Source organism: Kitasatospora sp. NPDC059160, from assembly GCF_042755465.1.
GTDB lineage: Bacteria > Actinomycetota > Actinomycetes > Streptomycetales > Streptomycetaceae > Kitasatospora.
Genome location: NZ_JBHZCN010000066.1, coordinates 1 through 14,351, shown reverse-complemented (window position 1 = coordinate 14,351; position 14,351 = coordinate 1). Strand labels below are relative to the sequence as shown.

11 protein-coding genes are annotated in these 14,351 nt (G+C 72.1%); 5 read left to right on the top strand and 6 right to left on the bottom strand.

Annotated elements, in window-relative coordinates:
• Positions 1–322 precede the first annotated feature (322 nt).
• The 3 genes from ndk to ACFXOZ_RS26165 form a co-directional block, all read right to left on the bottom strand.
• A complete protein-coding gene (ndk, locus tag ACFXOZ_RS26175) occupies positions 323–736 on the bottom strand; it encodes a nucleoside-diphosphate kinase (RefSeq protein ID WP_375893106.1) in 414 nt (137 codons plus the stop codon).
• A 92-nt stretch (positions 737–828) separates the two neighbouring features.
• Positions 829–1,182: a DUF4233 domain-containing protein gene (locus ACFXOZ_RS26170; RefSeq protein WP_375893104.1), complete on the bottom strand. Its 354-nt coding sequence runs from the start codon at positions 1,180–1,182 to the stop codon at positions 829–831.
• 1 nt (position 1,183) lies between these two features.
• Positions 1,184–2,575 (bottom strand): bifunctional folylpolyglutamate synthase/dihydrofolate synthase, encoded by a 1,392-nt coding sequence (locus ACFXOZ_RS26165; protein ID WP_375893102.1) that lies wholly within the window; start codon positions 2,573–2,575, stop codon positions 1,184–1,186.
• Between the two features lie 230 nt (positions 2,576–2,805).
• Here ACFXOZ_RS26165 and ACFXOZ_RS26160 point away from each other — a divergent pair, with 230 nt between their 5' ends.
• The 3 genes from ACFXOZ_RS26160 (at position 2,806) to ACFXOZ_RS26150 (ending at position 7,168) form a co-directional block, all read left to right on the top strand.
• A complete protein-coding gene (locus ACFXOZ_RS26160; protein ID WP_380592990.1) occupies positions 2,806–4,239 on the top strand; it encodes a glycosyltransferase family 2 protein in 1,434 nt (477 codons plus the stop codon).
• A 43-nt stretch (positions 4,240–4,282) separates the two neighbouring features.
• A complete protein-coding gene (gene wecB, locus ACFXOZ_RS26155; RefSeq protein ID WP_380524794.1) occupies positions 4,283–5,455 on the top strand; it encodes a non-hydrolyzing UDP-N-acetylglucosamine 2-epimerase in 1,173 nt (390 codons plus the stop codon).
• A gap of 162 nt (positions 5,456–5,617) precedes the next feature.
• The gene (locus ACFXOZ_RS26150; RefSeq protein WP_380592988.1) at positions 5,618–7,168 is read left to right on the top strand and encodes a chitinase; all 1,551 of its coding nucleotides are present in this window, start codon (positions 5,618–5,620) and stop codon (positions 7,166–7,168) included.
• An 18-nt stretch (positions 7,169–7,186) separates the two neighbouring features.
• On the opposite strand, the gene ACFXOZ_RS26145 is transcribed toward ACFXOZ_RS26150, so the two are convergent.
• On the bottom strand, positions 7,187–7,711 hold the full coding sequence (locus ACFXOZ_RS26145; protein WP_380592986.1) for a hypothetical protein: 525 nt from the start codon (positions 7,709–7,711) through the stop codon (positions 7,187–7,189).
• 377 nt (positions 7,712–8,088) lie between these two features.
• Entirely contained in the window at positions 8,089–10,725 is a 2,637-nt protein-coding gene (locus ACFXOZ_RS26140; protein ID WP_380592983.1) for a valine--tRNA ligase, read from the bottom strand.
• Positions 10,726–10,915: 190 nt separating this feature from the next.
• On the opposite strand from ACFXOZ_RS26140, the gene ACFXOZ_RS26135 reads away from it, so the two are divergent.
• Both ACFXOZ_RS26135 and ACFXOZ_RS26130 read left to right on the top strand, forming a co-directional pair.
• The gene (locus tag ACFXOZ_RS26135; RefSeq protein ID WP_375893093.1) at positions 10,916–11,755 is read left to right on the top strand and encodes a hypothetical protein; all 840 of its coding nucleotides are present in this window, start codon (positions 10,916–10,918) and stop codon (positions 11,753–11,755) included.
• 91 nt (positions 11,756–11,846) lie between these two features.
• Positions 11,847–12,659, top strand: coding sequence for a hypothetical protein (locus ACFXOZ_RS26130; protein WP_380524790.1), 813 nt, complete (start codon positions 11,847–11,849; stop codon positions 12,657–12,659).
• A 93-nt stretch (positions 12,660–12,752) separates the two neighbouring features.
• Here ACFXOZ_RS26130 and clpX read toward each other — a convergent pair whose 3' ends face one another.
• Positions 12,753–14,042 (bottom strand): ATP-dependent Clp protease ATP-binding subunit ClpX, encoded by a 1,290-nt coding sequence (gene clpX / locus ACFXOZ_RS26125; RefSeq protein WP_030283761.1) that lies wholly within the window; start codon positions 14,040–14,042, stop codon positions 12,753–12,755.
• Between the last annotated feature and the right edge of the window lie 309 nt (positions 14,043–14,351).

The window sequence follows — 14,351 nt, the reverse complement described above, 5'->3', positions numbered from 1 at the left end:
GCCATGGGGTGTGGGTGCCTTCCCGGGCTCGGAGTTCTTGGGGGTGGACGGATGCGCGCCCACGCTTGGGCGGAGACCGGCTGAGCTGCCGTACCGGGCCCTTGAGTCGCGTCCATCGTAGTCACGCCGCACGGCACGGACATCGACGCGGGGCATACCGTCCATTGTCCGGAGCGTGATCGCTTCTCCGAGCATTGGGACGCCGTGTCGGCGTTCCCAGTTCCCTATTTCACGATAAGAATGCCCCGGCCGGGCCAATGGTCCCGACCGGGGCGGTACCAACGTCCCTGCCGGGGCGTGGCGTCCGAAGACGGACTCCGCGTCAGGCGTTCGCGGGGAAGAAGATCTTGATCTCGCGCTCGGCGGACTCCGGGGAGTCGGAGGCGTGGATCAGGTTCTCGCGGGTGATCGTCGCGTAGTCGCCGCGGATGGTGCCGGAGCCGGCCTCCAGCGGGTTGGTGGCGCCGGCCAGCATCCGGATGCCCTTGACGACCTCCTCGCCCTCGACGATCAGCGCGATCGACGGACCGGAGGTCATGAACTCCAGCAGCGGCTCGTAGAACGGGCGGCCGACGTGCTCGGCGTAGTGGGTCTCCAGGGTCTCCCGGTCGAAGGTGCGCAGCTCGACCGCGGTCAGCTGCCAGCCGGCCTTGCGCTCGATGCGGCTGATGATCTCGCCCGCCAGGCCGCGGCGGACGGCGTCGGGCTTGAGCAGGACGAGAGTGCGCTGGGACACGGTGCGTCTCCTGGTGATCTGGTACGACGTGCGGTACGGGGCAGAGGTTACCTTGCGTGAACGACCGGTCGGTTGCGCCCACCCGGCCGGGGTCAGGCGGCCTGGGCCTGCGCCTCGGTGGCGGCGGCGCGGGCGGCCTTGAACTCGTCGACCTTGCGGCCGTAGTGCACCGAGCACCACCACAGGCCGGCGAAGACCACGCCGAGGCCGAACATGGTCGGCAGGACGAAGCCGCTGGCGATCAGGCCGATCTGCAGCGCCCAGCCGATCTGCACCGCGCCGGGGCGGTTGATCATGCCGCAGAGCGCGATGCAGAGCGCCATCGCGATGCCGCTGACGATCCACACGGTGGCCGTCGAGACGCTGGAGAGCTGCATCGCGACCAGCGCCGCGAAGAGCACCAGCAGCGCCTCGCCGATCAGCGTCGAGGAGCAGAGCGTCCTCATGTCACTTCCTCCCGAGCAGCAGGCGGGCCTCGCCCACCGTGATGACCGAACCGGTGACCAGGACCCCGGCGCCGCCGAGGTCGCCCTCCTCCTCGGCCAGGGTGACGGCCGCGGTGATGGCGTCGTCGAGGCGGGGCTCGACCTGGACGCGGTCGTCGCCGAAGATCTCGACGGCCAGGGCCGCGAGGGCGTCCACGTCCATGGCGCGGTGGGTGGAGTTCTGGGTGATGACGACCTCGGCCAGGATCGGCTCGAAGGCCTCCAGCACGCCGGCCACGTCCTTGTCCCCCGAGGTGCCGATCACGCCGACCAGGCGGGTGAAGCCGAAGGACTCGTTGATCGCGGCGACGGTGGCCCGGGCGCCGTGCGGGTTGTGCGCGGCGTCCAGGATGATCGTGGGGCTGCGGCGGACGATCTCCAGGCGGCCCGGCGAGGAGACGCCGGAGAAGCCCTGGCGGACCTTGTCGACGTCCAGCTGGCCGCCGCGGGCGCCGCCGACGCCGAAGAAGGCCTCGACCGCGGCCAGCGCCAGCGCCGCGTTGTGCGCCTGGTACTCGCCGTGCAGCGGGATGAAGACGTCCTCGTACTCCTCGCCGCCGAGCCCGCGCAGCGTCACCAGCTGGCCGCCGACGGCGAGCTCACGGCGGATCACGCCGAACTCCATGCCCTCGCGGGCGACCGTGGCGTCCACCTCGACGGCCCGGCGCAGGATGACCTGGGCGGCGTCCAGCTGCTGCTGGGCGACCACGGCGACGGCGCCGGACTTGATGATCCCGGACTTCTCGACCGCGATCTCGCCGGTGGTGTTGCCGAGCTTGTCGGTGTGGTCCAGCCCGATCGGGGTGATCACGGCGACGGCGGAGTCGATGACGTTGGTGGCGTCCCAGGAACCGCCCATGCCGACCTCGACCACCCCGACGTCCACCGGGGCATCGGCGAAGGCCGCGTAGGCCATGCCGGTGAGCACCTCGAAGAAGGACATCGGGACGGGCTGCGCGGCGTCGACCATCTGCACGTAGGGCTCGATGTCGCGGTAGACCTCGACGAAGCGCTCCGGGCTGATCGGGGCGCCGTCCAGGGTGATCCGCTCGGTGACGCTCTCCACGTGCGGGCTGGTGTAGCGGCCCGTGCGCAGTTCGAAGGTGTTGAGCAGCTGCTCGATCATCCGGGCGGTGGAGGTCTTGCCGTTGGTGCCGGTGATGTGGATGGAGGGGAAGGACCGCTGGGGCTGGCCCAGGATGTCCATCAGCGCCTCGATCCGGTCGAGCGAGGGCTCCAGCTTGTTCTCCGGCCAGCGCTTGGAGAGCTCCAGTTCGACGTCGCGCAGGGCGTCGCCGGTGCTGTCGTCGGAGGGGCGGAGGGTGTACGGATTCGGGTCGGCCTTGTCGCTCACGTCCACAGTCTACGGAGCGGCGGCGGCCCGTCCTCACAGGGCGAGGGGAACGGCGCCGACGGGATCGCGGCGGGGTGGGCGCGGGGTGAGAACGGCCACTTTGCCCCGTCTTTGCCCGGCTTCTTGAGTTTGCTCCCTTTACTATCGATTCAGCGAGTTTGTACGGCAATGGAGCATCGATTCGCAACCCACAGGAGCCGACAGCCTTTGATCACGAGGAGCACTGCGCCATGCCCGACGCCCTGCACGACTGGATCGTGCTCCGCCAGGACGCCGTCGTCTGGTTCGCCGGACTGATCTCCCTGGCCCTCGTCGGCTACATGGCCCTCGTCTTCGGACGCTTCCTCGTGTACTGGGCCGGCTCCCGCCACGCCTTCCGGCACAGCCGCCCCGCCCCGCCCGGCGACCCCGCCGCCCTCCAGTGGCACCTGGTCATCCCCTGCCGCGACGAGGAGGCCGTGGTCACCCAGACCCTGGACGGCCTGCGGACCAGCGCGCCCGAGGCCCACCTCTGGGTGATCGACGACGACAGCGAGGACGCCACCCGCGAACTCGTCCTCGCCGCCGCGGCCCGCGACCCGCGGATCCACCTCGTCCAGCGCCGCCGCCCGCACGCCCGGATCGGCAAGGGCGCCGCGCTCAACGCCGCCTACCGCGAGATCTCCGCCTGGCTCCCCGAGTCCACCGACCGCTCCCGGGTGGTCATCGGCGTGGTCGACGCCGACGGACAGCTCGACCCCGGCGCCCTCGGCCAGGTCTGCAACCCCAAGGCCCTCGGCCGCCCCGACACCGGCGCCGTCCAGATCGGCGTCCGGATGCGCAACGCCGACGACGAACGCCCGCTGCCCGGCCGCGGCCGCACCGCCAACGCCCTCGCCCGCGCCCTGGTCCGGATGCAGGACGTCGAGTTCCAGGCCAACAACGCCGGCATGCAGCTGCTGCGCCGCCGCACCGGCAGCGTCGGCCTCGGCGGCAACGGCCAGTTCGTCCGGCTCACCGCCCTCGACTCGCTCACCGCCGAGGAGGGCCGGGCCGGCCGCCCCTGGCCCGAGCGCGCCCTGCTGGAGGACTACGAGTCCGGCCTCGACCTGCGCCTGGCCGGCTGGCGGCTCACCCACGTCACCGAGGCCCAGGTCTCCCAGGAGGGCCTGGTCTCGCTGCGCCGCTTCCTCACCCAGCGCACCCGCTGGGCCCAGGGCAACATGCAGTGCCTGCGCTACACCGGCCGGGTGCTGCGCTCCCCGCACTACCCGGCCTCCGGCAAGGCCGAGGTGCTCTACACCTTCCTCCAGCCGGTGGTCTGCGTCCTGCTGGTGCTGCTCTTCCCGCTCTCGCTGGCCATCACCACCGCCGGGCTGGTGCTCTTCCCCGCCGAGACCGCCGACTTCCAGCTCCGGTTCGGCCCGTGGATGCTGCTCGCCTTCGTGCTCGCCACCCTGCCGATGGTGTTCTGGGGCCTCGCCTACCGCAGGGCCGTCCACCCGGACCGCAGCCGGCTCACCGGACTGCTCTGGGGCGTCCTGGTGTGGCTGTACGCCTACCACCTCTTCGTGGTCGCCGCCCGGGCCGCCGTCCGACTGCTGCTCGGCCGCAACGGCTGGGCCAAGACCCGGCGCAACGCCGAGAAGGTCGCCGTCGGCGCCCCCACCGCGCTCGAGTCCTGAGCCCCCACTCCCCCACCCCGCGTCGTCCTCCCGGAGCCCCCGCATGAGCACGTGCCTGCCCCCGAACAGCGTCGCCGTCGTCCTCGGCACCCGCCCCGAGCTGGTCAAGCTCGCCCCGCTGATCCACGAACTCGGCGACGCCACCCGGCTGGTGCACACCGGCCAGCACTGGGACGAGGCGATGTCCGGCCGCTTCCTGCGCGACCTCGACCTGCCGGAGCCCGAGCTGCTCACCGGCGTCGGCGGCCGCCCCCGGGCCGGCCAGATCGCCCAGTCCCTCGGCCAGCTGGACGCCGCCTTCGCCGAGGACCGCCCCGCCGCCGTCGTCGTCCAGGGCGACACCAACGCCACCCTCGCCGGAGCGCTGGCCGCCAACGCCCGGGAGATCCCGCTGGTGCACGTCGAGGCCGGGCTGCGCAGCTACGACCGGGCGATGCCCGAGGAGCACAACCGGGTGATGGTCGACCACGTCTCCGACCTGCTCTGCGCCGCCACCGAGGACAACGTCGCCAACCTGCGCGCCGAGTCCCTCGACCGGGGGCGGATCGAGCTCACCGGCAACACCGTGGTCGAGGTGGTCCGCCGTCAGCTGCCCGACGCCGCCACCCGCGCCGCGCTGCTCGCCGCGCACGGGCTGCGCCCGGACGGGTACGTGCTGGCCACCGTGCACCGCCCGGAGAACACCGACACCGCCGAGGCGCTCGGCGCCGTGCTCGCCGAGCTGGACCGGATCGCCCGGGCCGGCACCCCGGTGCTGTTCCCGATGCACCCGCGCACCCGGGCCGCCGTCGCGCGCTTCGCACTGGACGCCCTGCTGGAACGCCTGGCCGTCACCGAGCCGGTCGGCTACGGCGACTTCCTCGGCCTGGCGAGCCACGCGGCGCTGCTGGTCTCCGACTCCGGCGGCGTGCAGGAGGAGTGCACCGTGCTCGGCCGTCCGCTGCTGGTGGTGCGCCGCTCCACCGAGCGCCCGGAGGCGGTCGACGCCGGCTTCGCCGCGCTGGTGCGGCCCGGCGAGGAGCTCGGCGAGCTGGCCCGCGGCTGGCTGTCCGACACCCCCGAGCGGCTGGCCCGACTGGCCGCCACCCCGAGCCCGTACGGCGACGGCCGCGCCTCGGCCCGGATCGCCACGCTGACCGCCGCCCTGGCCGGACCCGCCGGGAGCACCGGGACCGCCGGGAGCGACGCCGCCCAGGACGCCCCGCTGGCCGCGTAGGGCCTCTTGACAGCCGGATTGGTCTACTCCACCTTGTGAGGCAAGTCTCCGTTCCCGACCGGGACTTGAGTTGTCGGTAGCTCCCGCACGCGCACCATCGACACCCCGGACGGCACTGACCCCACCCAGCGCCGCCGGGCCTCCCCCACTGGAGATGGAGTCATGCCACCTGCCCGACACCGGCGCCCGCGCGCCCTCCACCCGCTGCTCGCCGGCACCTGCGCCCTCGTCCTCGGCCTCGGCGGGCTCGTCCTGGCCGACGGCACCGGCGCACACGCCGCCGACACCGACCTGATCACCAACGGCGGCTTCGAGACCGGCGACCTCTCCGGCTGGACCTGCTCCAACGGCACGGTCCGGAGCGCCGGCGCCCACTCCGGCCGGTACGCCCTGCAGTCCACCCCCGCCGGCTCGGACACCGGCGAGTGCACCCAGACCGTGTCGGTGAAGCCCTCCTCCTCGTACACCCTGAGCTCCTGGGTCCAGGGCTCGTACGTCTACCTGGGCGCCCGCGGCACCGGCGGCGGCGATCCGAGCACCTGGACCCCCGGCGGCACCGGCTGGAGCCGGCTGAGCACGAGCTTCACCACCGGCCCGGGCACCACCAGCGTCACCGTCTACCTGCACGGCTGGTACGCCCAGCCTGCCTTCCTCGCCGACGACGTCACCCTGCTCGGGCCCGGCGGGCCGCAGCCCTCCCCCAGCCCGACGGCCACGGCGACCGCCACCGGCACCGCCTCACCGAGCCCGACGGCCACCGGCACGGGCACCGGCACGCCCACCCCCACCGGCACGTCCACCCCGACCAGGCCGCCCGGCCTGCCCAAGCACGTCCTCACCGGGTACTGGCAGAACTTCGACAACGGCGCCACGGTGCAGCGGATCAGCGACGTCCCGGCCGCCTACGACATCATCGCGGTCGCCTTCGCCGACGCCACCGCCACCCGCGGCGGCCTGGGCTTCACCCTGGACCCGGCCCTGTCCACCAAGCTCGGCGGCTACACCGACGCCCAGTTCAAGGCCGACATCGCGGCCAAGCGGGCGGCCGGGAAGCGGGTGGTGCTCTCCGTCGGCGGCCAGAACGGCACGGTCTGGGTGGGCGACTCCGCCTCCGCCGCGACCTTCGCCGACACCGCCTGGGCCCTGCTGCAGAACTACGGCTTCGACGGGATCGACATCGACCTGGAGAACGGCATCGACTCCACCTACATGGGCCAGGCGCTGCACTCCCTGGCGGCGCGGGCGGGCAGCGGGTTCGTCCTCACCATGGCGCCGCAGACCATCGACATGCAGTCGACCGGGATGGAGTACTTCAAGCTGGCGCTGAACGTGAAGGACGTCCTCACCATCGTCAACATGCAGTACTACAACTCCGGTGCGATGAACGGCTGCGACGGCAACGTCTACTCCCAGGGCACCGAGGACTTCCTCACCGCCCTGGCCTGCATCCAGCTCAAGGGCGGACTGCGGCCCGACCAGGTCGGGCTCGGGGTGCCGGCCTCCACCAGCGCCGCCGGCGGCGGCTACACCGACCCCGGCACGGTGAACAAGGCGCTGGACTGCCTGGCCTCCGGCACCGGCTGCGGCAGCTACCGGCCGGACACCGCCTGGCCCGGCATCGGCGGGGCGATGACCTGGTCGACCAACTGGGACGCCAGGGCGGGCAATCCGGTCTCCGCCACCATCGGCGCCCACCTGCACGCCATGCCGTGAGCCGCCCCCGGGCCGGGGTCAGACCCCGGCCCGGGCCTCCGGGACGTGCGCGCAGCCGCCGTGCCGGCGGCGCAACTCGGCCGTGATCTGGGCCAGTTCACCCTCGGGCAGCAGCGGCAGCATCATCGCGACGCCCTGCAGCAGACCGCCGAGCAGGAAGGTGGTGTCCGCCGTCGCCGCGACCAGGCCGCGGACCTCGGCCACCCGGCCGTCCGCGACCGCCTCGATCAGCTGGGCGGCGTTCGCGCTCTCCTCGTCCACCTGGACGGCGCCGCCGTCCAGAGGGGCCCGGCGGGCCATCGCCCGCAGCACCCGGTCGCCGACCTCGGGGGCGTACGCCTTGCGGACGGCCTCGGCGGCGATCCAGGTGAGCAGGGCGGTCACCTCCCGCTCGGCGTTCTCCGCCAGCAGCAGGTCCAACTCGTGGTCGAACGCGAGCTGGTTGCCGTGGCGGAAGGCGAGCAGCAGGGTCGCCGCCCTGGCCTTGGCCTCCTCGACCGCCTCGGCAGGCAGTTCCTGGGCCAACTCCTCGGTCACCACCACGCCATGCCTCCCGTCCGTCGCTCAGCAGGAACGCTCAGCAGAAACACCTTCGGAAACTCCGAGCACACCGTACACATCCGACCTGAAAACTTCCGCGAACGCGCGCGGGCAAGACCGGAATCAATTCGCTCGGAATAGGACCTCACCCGGTCCAGGATGAATATTCGCCGGAAGGGAGCAATGTTGCTGCTCTATTAGGCGTAGTGACCGGCCCGCCGGGCCCGCCGAAAACGGCGCGCCGCAAACGAACGCGCCGCAACCAGCGCGCCCGAAGGAGCACGCCGGAAGGAGCACGCCGAGAATCGGGCACGCCGGAGAACGCCGAGGGGCCGCACCCCGCGCGTCGCGGGATGCGGCCCCCCAGGGGCGGTGCGGGCTCAGCCCTGCGGCAGCGCCGCGAGCTGGGCGGTGATCCGGGCGATGTCGGCCTCGGCGGCCTCCTGACGGCCCCGGATCTTGGCGACCACCTCGTCCGGCGCCTTGGCCAGGAAGGCCTCGTTGCCGAGCTTGGCGGTGGTCTGGGTCTTCTCCTTCTCGGCGGCCGCGAGGTCCTTGGCGAGGCGCTTGCGCTCCGCCGCGACGTCGATGGTGCCGGAGAGGTCCAGCGCGACGGTGGCACCGGCCACCGGCAGCGAGGCGGTGGCCGCGAAGCCCTCCTCGGGGACGGTCAGCCGCAGCAGCGAGCGGATCGCGTCCTCGTGGACGGCCAGCACGGTGCCGGCCAGCTCCAGCTGGGCCGGGACGCGCTGCGCGGGCTGCAGGCCCTGGTCCGAGCGGAACCGGCGGACCTCGGTGACCACCTGCTGCAGCGTGGCGACCTCCGACTCGGCGGCCGCGTCGCGGTAGCCGCTGTCCTTCGGCCACTCGGCGACGACCAGCGACTCGGCGCCGGTGAGGCTGGTCCACAGCGCCTCGGTGACGAACGGGACGACCGGGTGCAGCAGCCGCAGGGTGACGTCCAGGACCTCGCCCAGGACCCGGCGCGAGGCGTCGGCCTGCGGGCCGCCCTTGGCCAGGGTGGTCTTGGAGAGCTCCACGTACCAGTCGAAGACCTCGTCCCAGGCGAAGTGGTACAGCGCGTCCGAGAGCTTGGCGAACTGGTAGTCCTCGTACAGCCCGTCCACCTTGGCGACGGTGGCGTTCAGCCGCGACAGGATCCAGCGGTCGACCGCGGTCATCTCCTCGGGCGCCGGCAGCGGGCCCTCGGTGGTGGCGCCGTTCATCAGCGCGAAGCGGGTCGCGTTCCAGATCTTGTTGCAGAAGTTGCGCGAGCCCTTGACCCAGTCCTCGCCGATCGGCACGTCGGCGCCCGGGTTGGCGCCGCCGGCCAGGGTGAAGCGGACGGCGTCGGCGCCGTAGGCGTCCATCCAGTCCAGCGGGTCCACCGCGGTGCCGGAGGACTTCGACATCTTCTTGCCGAACTCGTCGCGGACCAGACCGGTCAGCGCGACGGTCTTGAACGGCGCCTCGCCGTCCATCGCGTACAGGCCGAACATCATCATCCGGGCGACCCAGAAGAAGATGATGTCGTGGCCCGTCAGCAGGACGTCGGTCGGGTAGAACTTCTCCAGGTCGGCGGTCTTCTCCGGCCAGCCCAGCGTGGAGAACGGCCACAGGCCGGAGGAGAACCAGGTGTCCAGGACGTCCGGGTCCTGGACCCAGCCCTCGCCGGTCGGCGGCTGCTCGTCCGGTCCGACGCAGACGACCTCGCCCTCGGGGCCGTACCAGACCGGGATCCGGTGGCCCCACCAGAGCTGGCGCGAGATGCACCAGTCGTACATGTTGTCGACCCAGTCGAAGTAGCGGCGCTCCAGCTCCTTCGGGTGGATCTCCACCTTGCCGTCGCGGACGGCGTCGCCGGCGGCCTTGGCCAGCGGCTCGACCTTGACCCACCACTGCAGCGACAGCCGCGGCTCGACCACGGTGTGGCAGCGCGAGCAGTGGCCGACGGCGTGCATGTACGGGCGCTTCTCGGCGACGATCCGGCCCTGCTCGCGCAGCGCGCCGACGACGGCCGAACGGGCCTCCATCCGGTCCAGGCCGAGGAAGGGGCCGTGCACGGTGATCGCACCGCGCTCGTCCATCACCGTCAGGTTCGGCAGGCCGTGGCGCTGGCCGATGGCGAAGTCGTTCGGGTCGTGCGCGGGCGTCACCTTGACGGCGCCGGTGCCGAACTCCGGGTCGACGTGCTCGTCGGCGACGACCGGGATCTCCCGGTCGGTCAGCGGCAGCTTGATGGTCCGGCCGACCAGGTGCCGGTAGCGCTCGTCGTCCGGGTGGACGGCCACCGCGGTGTCGCCCAGCATCGTCTCGGCCCGGGTGGTGGCGACGACGATCGAGTCGTCACCGTCGCCGTAGCGGATCGAGACCAGCTCGCCCGGCGTGTCCTCGTGCTCCACCTCGATGTCGGACAGCGCGGTGAGGCAGCGCGGGCACCAGTTGATGATGCGCTCGGCGCGGTAGATCAGGCCGTCGTCGAACAGGCGCTTGAAGATGGTCTGGACGGCCTGGGACAGGCCCTCGTCCATGGTGAAGCGCTCGCGCGACCAGTCCACGCCGTCGCCGAGGCGGCGCATCTGGCCGAGGATGCGGCCGCCGTAGCTCTGCTTCCACTCCCAGACCTTCTCCACGAAGGCCTCGCGGCCCAGGTCGTGGCGGGAGAGACCGGCCTCGGCGAGCTGCTGCTCGACCTTGTTCTGGGTCGCGATGCCCGCGTGGTCCATGCCGGGCAGCCAGAGCGTCTCGAAGCCCTGCATGCGCTTGCGGCGGGTCAGCGCGTCCATCAGCGTGTGCTGGAAGGCGTGACCGAGGTGCAGGACGCCGGTGACGTTCGGCGGGGGGATGACGATCGTGTACGCGGGCTTGTCGCTCTTCGCGTCCGCGGTGAAGTAGCCACGGTCCACCCAGCGCTCGTACAGCTCGCCCTCTACGTCCGCGGGGGTGTAGGTCGTCGGGAGGGTTGCCGCATCGTCCCCGGTGGTGCTCACGGGGCGCTGGTTCGTCGTGTCGGTCACGACGCACAGTTTACGTAACCGTGGGCGCTGGTTACGAACCGCTTTCGGTCCGCGGACTCGGCCGGTCCGGGCGCTCCCGCCGCCGGTGCCGTGCGGTAGCGTGCCCGGGCACTCGTCCGGGTGACCGGGCGTGCACGGACATACCCATACGAAGATCGGCCGCGAGTGCGGCGGGGGAGCACGAGGACACATGTACGGCCAGGGACAGGGACAGCAGTATCCGCCGCCACAGGGCCAGCCCTACGGCGGCCAGCCCTACGGCGCACCGCCGCCGCAGCAGCCCTACGGCGCCCCGCAGCCCCAGTACGGGTACCCGCCGCAGCAGCCCTACGGCGCCCCGCAACCGCAGTACGGCGTGCCCCCGCAGGGCCCGTACGGCCAGCCGGGCTACCCGGCGCCGCCGCGCAAGGGCAAGGGCGGCCTGGTGGTCGGCCTCGTCGTCGGCGCCCTGGTGCTCGGCGGCGGCGGCTTCGCCGCCTGGAAGTTCCTCGGCGCCGGCAGCGACTCGGGCGGCCGCTACAAGCTCAGCGCACCGCAGACGCTGCTCGACGGCTACGTCCAGAAGTCGGCGAAGGAGGAGGCCGCCGACATGAGCAAGCCCGAGGTCGCCAAGGTCGGCACCGACCTGCACGCGCTGGTGGCCAGCTACAGCAAGGGCGCCGACGTCAAGAACATGGACTCGCTGTCGGTCGTCGGCATCTACGGCTCCCTCAACGACCCCGCGCAGATCATCGCCGACTCCAAGAAGGACAGCGGCGGCCTGACCTGGTCCACCCCGATGACCGACTTCCCCGCCAAGGACGGCCACGCCTCCGACGGCAAGCTCAGCTGCGGCGTCGCCAGCATCATCGGCAAGCCCGGCCCGACGGTCTGCGTCTGGGCGGACAAGTCCACCTACGGCCGGGTCACGTTCAGCCACCTCAGCCTGGGCACCACCGGCAGCACGGGCGGCAGCGACTCGGGCCTCACCCCCGACCAGGCCGCGGAGAAGACCCGCACCATCCGCGACGCCATGAAGGTGGCCCGCTGACCCGCGGCCCCGCCCGGCCGCCCCCGCGGCAGCACCACTCCGCCGGTACCCCCGGCGGTCTCCACGCGCGACGTCCCAGAAAGGGTCCCGCATGTCCGACCAGAACCCGTACGGGCCCCCGCCGCAGCCCGGGTACCCGGCGACCCCGCCGCCGGCCGCCCCCGGCTACGGCGGTGTCCCGCCGCAGGCCCCGCCGCCCGGCTACCCCGCACCCGGCGGGCCGGAGGCCGGCGGCTACCCGGGCTACCCGGGCACCCCGGAGGGCGCACCCGGGGCCTACCCCGGTTACGGCGGGTACGCGCCGGTGCCGCCGCGCAAGTCGCGCCGCACGCTGTGGATCGTGCTCGGCACCGTCGGCGCCGTCCTGGTCGTCCTGATCGGCGTGTTCGGGTACCTCGCCTGGAACGTGACCAGCGGCACCGGCACCGAGAAGCTCGTGATGCCGGCGACCTTCAAGGACCTCAAGGCCAACGACGACCCGGCGGTGACCGGGAAGCTGCAGGACGAGCTGACCTCCAAGATCGGCCAGGGCGACGGCAATTGGAAGCCCACCGGCGTCGCCGGGGTCTACCAGGACGCGGACTCCACCCCGCAGCTGATCGCGGTCGGCGTCTACGGCAAGGTGCTGCTGCCCAAGCAGGAGCTGGACCAGATGTTCGCCGGCTTCTCCGGCGCGGGCGGCACGATCAGCGGCCGGCACGCGGTGGACCCGGGCCCCAAGGGCGGCCAGATGGAGTGCGCCACCTCGCAGAGCGGCGAGAGCAAGCTGGCCCTCTGCGCCTGGGCCGACAAGAGCACCGTCGTCATGGTGCTCAAGGGCTCCGACGACGGCACCCAGCCCGACATCGACAAGCTCGCCGCCGACACCCGCGACCTGCGCGCGGTCGCCGAGGTGCCCAAGTAGGCCCGCCCGGAACCGCGGTGACGAAGGGGCCCCGCACCGGATTCCGGTGCGGGGCCCCTTCGCTGCCTCCGGCCGAAGGCCGTCGGCCCGGACTCAGGCGCTCTTGTCGCGGCGCTCGCGCTTGATCATGTCGCGCGGGACGAGGGTGGGGATGGCGTGCTTGGAGACGACGTCCCCGGTGACCACCACGCGGGCGACGTCCTGACGCGAGGGGACCTCGTACATCACGGACATCAGCACCTCCTCCATGATGGCCCGCAGACCGCGCGCGCCGGTGCCGCGCAGGATCGCCTGGTCGGCGATCGCCTCCAGCGCGTCCCGGGAGAACTCCAGCTCCACGCCGTCCAGTTCGAAGAGCTTGCGGTACTGCTTGACCAGCGCGTTCTTCGGCTCGGTGAGGATCTGCAGCAGCGCCTCGCGGTCCAGGTTGTGCACGCTGGTGATCACCGGCAGACGGCCGATGAACTCGGGGATCATGCCGAACTTCACCAGGTCCTCGGGCATCACCTGGCGGAAGTGGTCGCTGGCGTCCGACTCGCGCTTGGAGCGGATGTTGGCGCCGAAGCCGATGCCCTTGGCACCCGCGCGGCCCTCGATGATCCGCTCCAGGCCGGCGAAGGCACCGCCGACGATGAACAGCACGTTGGTGGTGTCGATCTGGATGAACTCCTGGTGCGGGTGCTTGCGCCCGCCCTGCGGCGGCACCGAGGCGGTGGTGCCCTCCAGGATCTTCAACAGCGCCTGCTGCACGCCCTCGCCGGAGACGTCGCGGGTGATCGACGGGTTCTCGCTCTTGCGCGCGACCTTGTCGATCTCGTCGATGTAGATGATCCCGGTCTCGGCCTTCTTGACGTCGTAGTCGGCCGCCTGGATCAGCTTGAGCAGGATGTTCTCGACGTCCTCGCCGACGTAGCCGGCCTCGGTCAGCGCGGTGGCGTCCGCGATCGCGAAGGGGACGTTCAGCATCCGGGCCAGGGTCTGCGCCAGCAGGGTCTTGCCGGAGCCGGTGGGGCCCAGCAGCAGGATGTTCGACTTGGCCAGCTCGATCGCGTCCTCGCGGCCGTTGCCGCCGCTACGGCCGGCCTCGCCCGCCTGGACCCGCTTGTAGTGGTTGTAGACCGCGACCGACAGCGCCTTCTTGGCGAGGTCCTGGCCGACCACGTACTGGTCCAGGAACTCGTAGATCTCACGCGGCTTCGGGAGCTCCTCGAAACGGACCTCGGAGGTCTCGGCGAGTTCCTCCTCGATGATCTCGTTGCACAGGTCGATGCACTCGTCGCAGATGTACACGCCTGGGCCGGCGATCAGCTTCTTCACCTGCTTCTGCGACTTGCCGCAGAACGAGCACTTGAGCAGGTCGCCACCGTCTCCGATGCGTGCCACGAGGTGCTTCCCCTTCGCCAGGGGCCCCGCGGGGGTTCCGGGGCCTGGTGCTGTGGACCGTCCGCGCCGACGGCGCTCGGTCTCGCTATCCGACGGTACTCTGCCGGGCCCGTGATTCCGTCCTCTTCGCCGGGTCTGCCCTACGCCCTGGGCGAATTGATACCGAACAGATGCCGTGACAGCGCCCGCCGACGGGTCGGGGGGGGGGGGGGGGGGCCCCCCCCCCCCCCCCCCCCCCACCCCCCCCCCCCCCCGCCCGCTGCTGACCGTGGTCGCGCATCCTGAGGAAGCGCACCCCGCCGCCACCCA

Coding starts and splice junctions, on each gene's coding strand:
- ACFXOZ_RS26170 (WP_375893104.1), bottom strand. CDS start 1,182: ATGAGGACGCTCTGCTCCTCGACGCTGATCGGCGAGGCGCTGCTGGTG.
- ACFXOZ_RS26160 (WP_380592990.1), top strand. CDS start 2,806: ATGCCCGACGCCCTGCACGACTGGATCGTGCTCCGCCAGGACGCCGTC.
- wecB (WP_380524794.1), top strand. CDS start 4,283: ATGAGCACGTGCCTGCCCCCGAACAGCGTCGCCGTCGTCCTCGGCACC.
- ACFXOZ_RS26150 (WP_380592988.1), top strand. CDS start 5,618: ATGCCACCTGCCCGACACCGGCGCCCGCGCGCCCTCCACCCGCTGCTC.
- ACFXOZ_RS26135 (WP_375893093.1), top strand. CDS start 10,916: ATGTACGGCCAGGGACAGGGACAGCAGTATCCGCCGCCACAGGGCCAG.
- ACFXOZ_RS26130 (WP_380524790.1), top strand. CDS start 11,847: ATGTCCGACCAGAACCCGTACGGGCCCCCGCCGCAGCCCGGGTACCCG.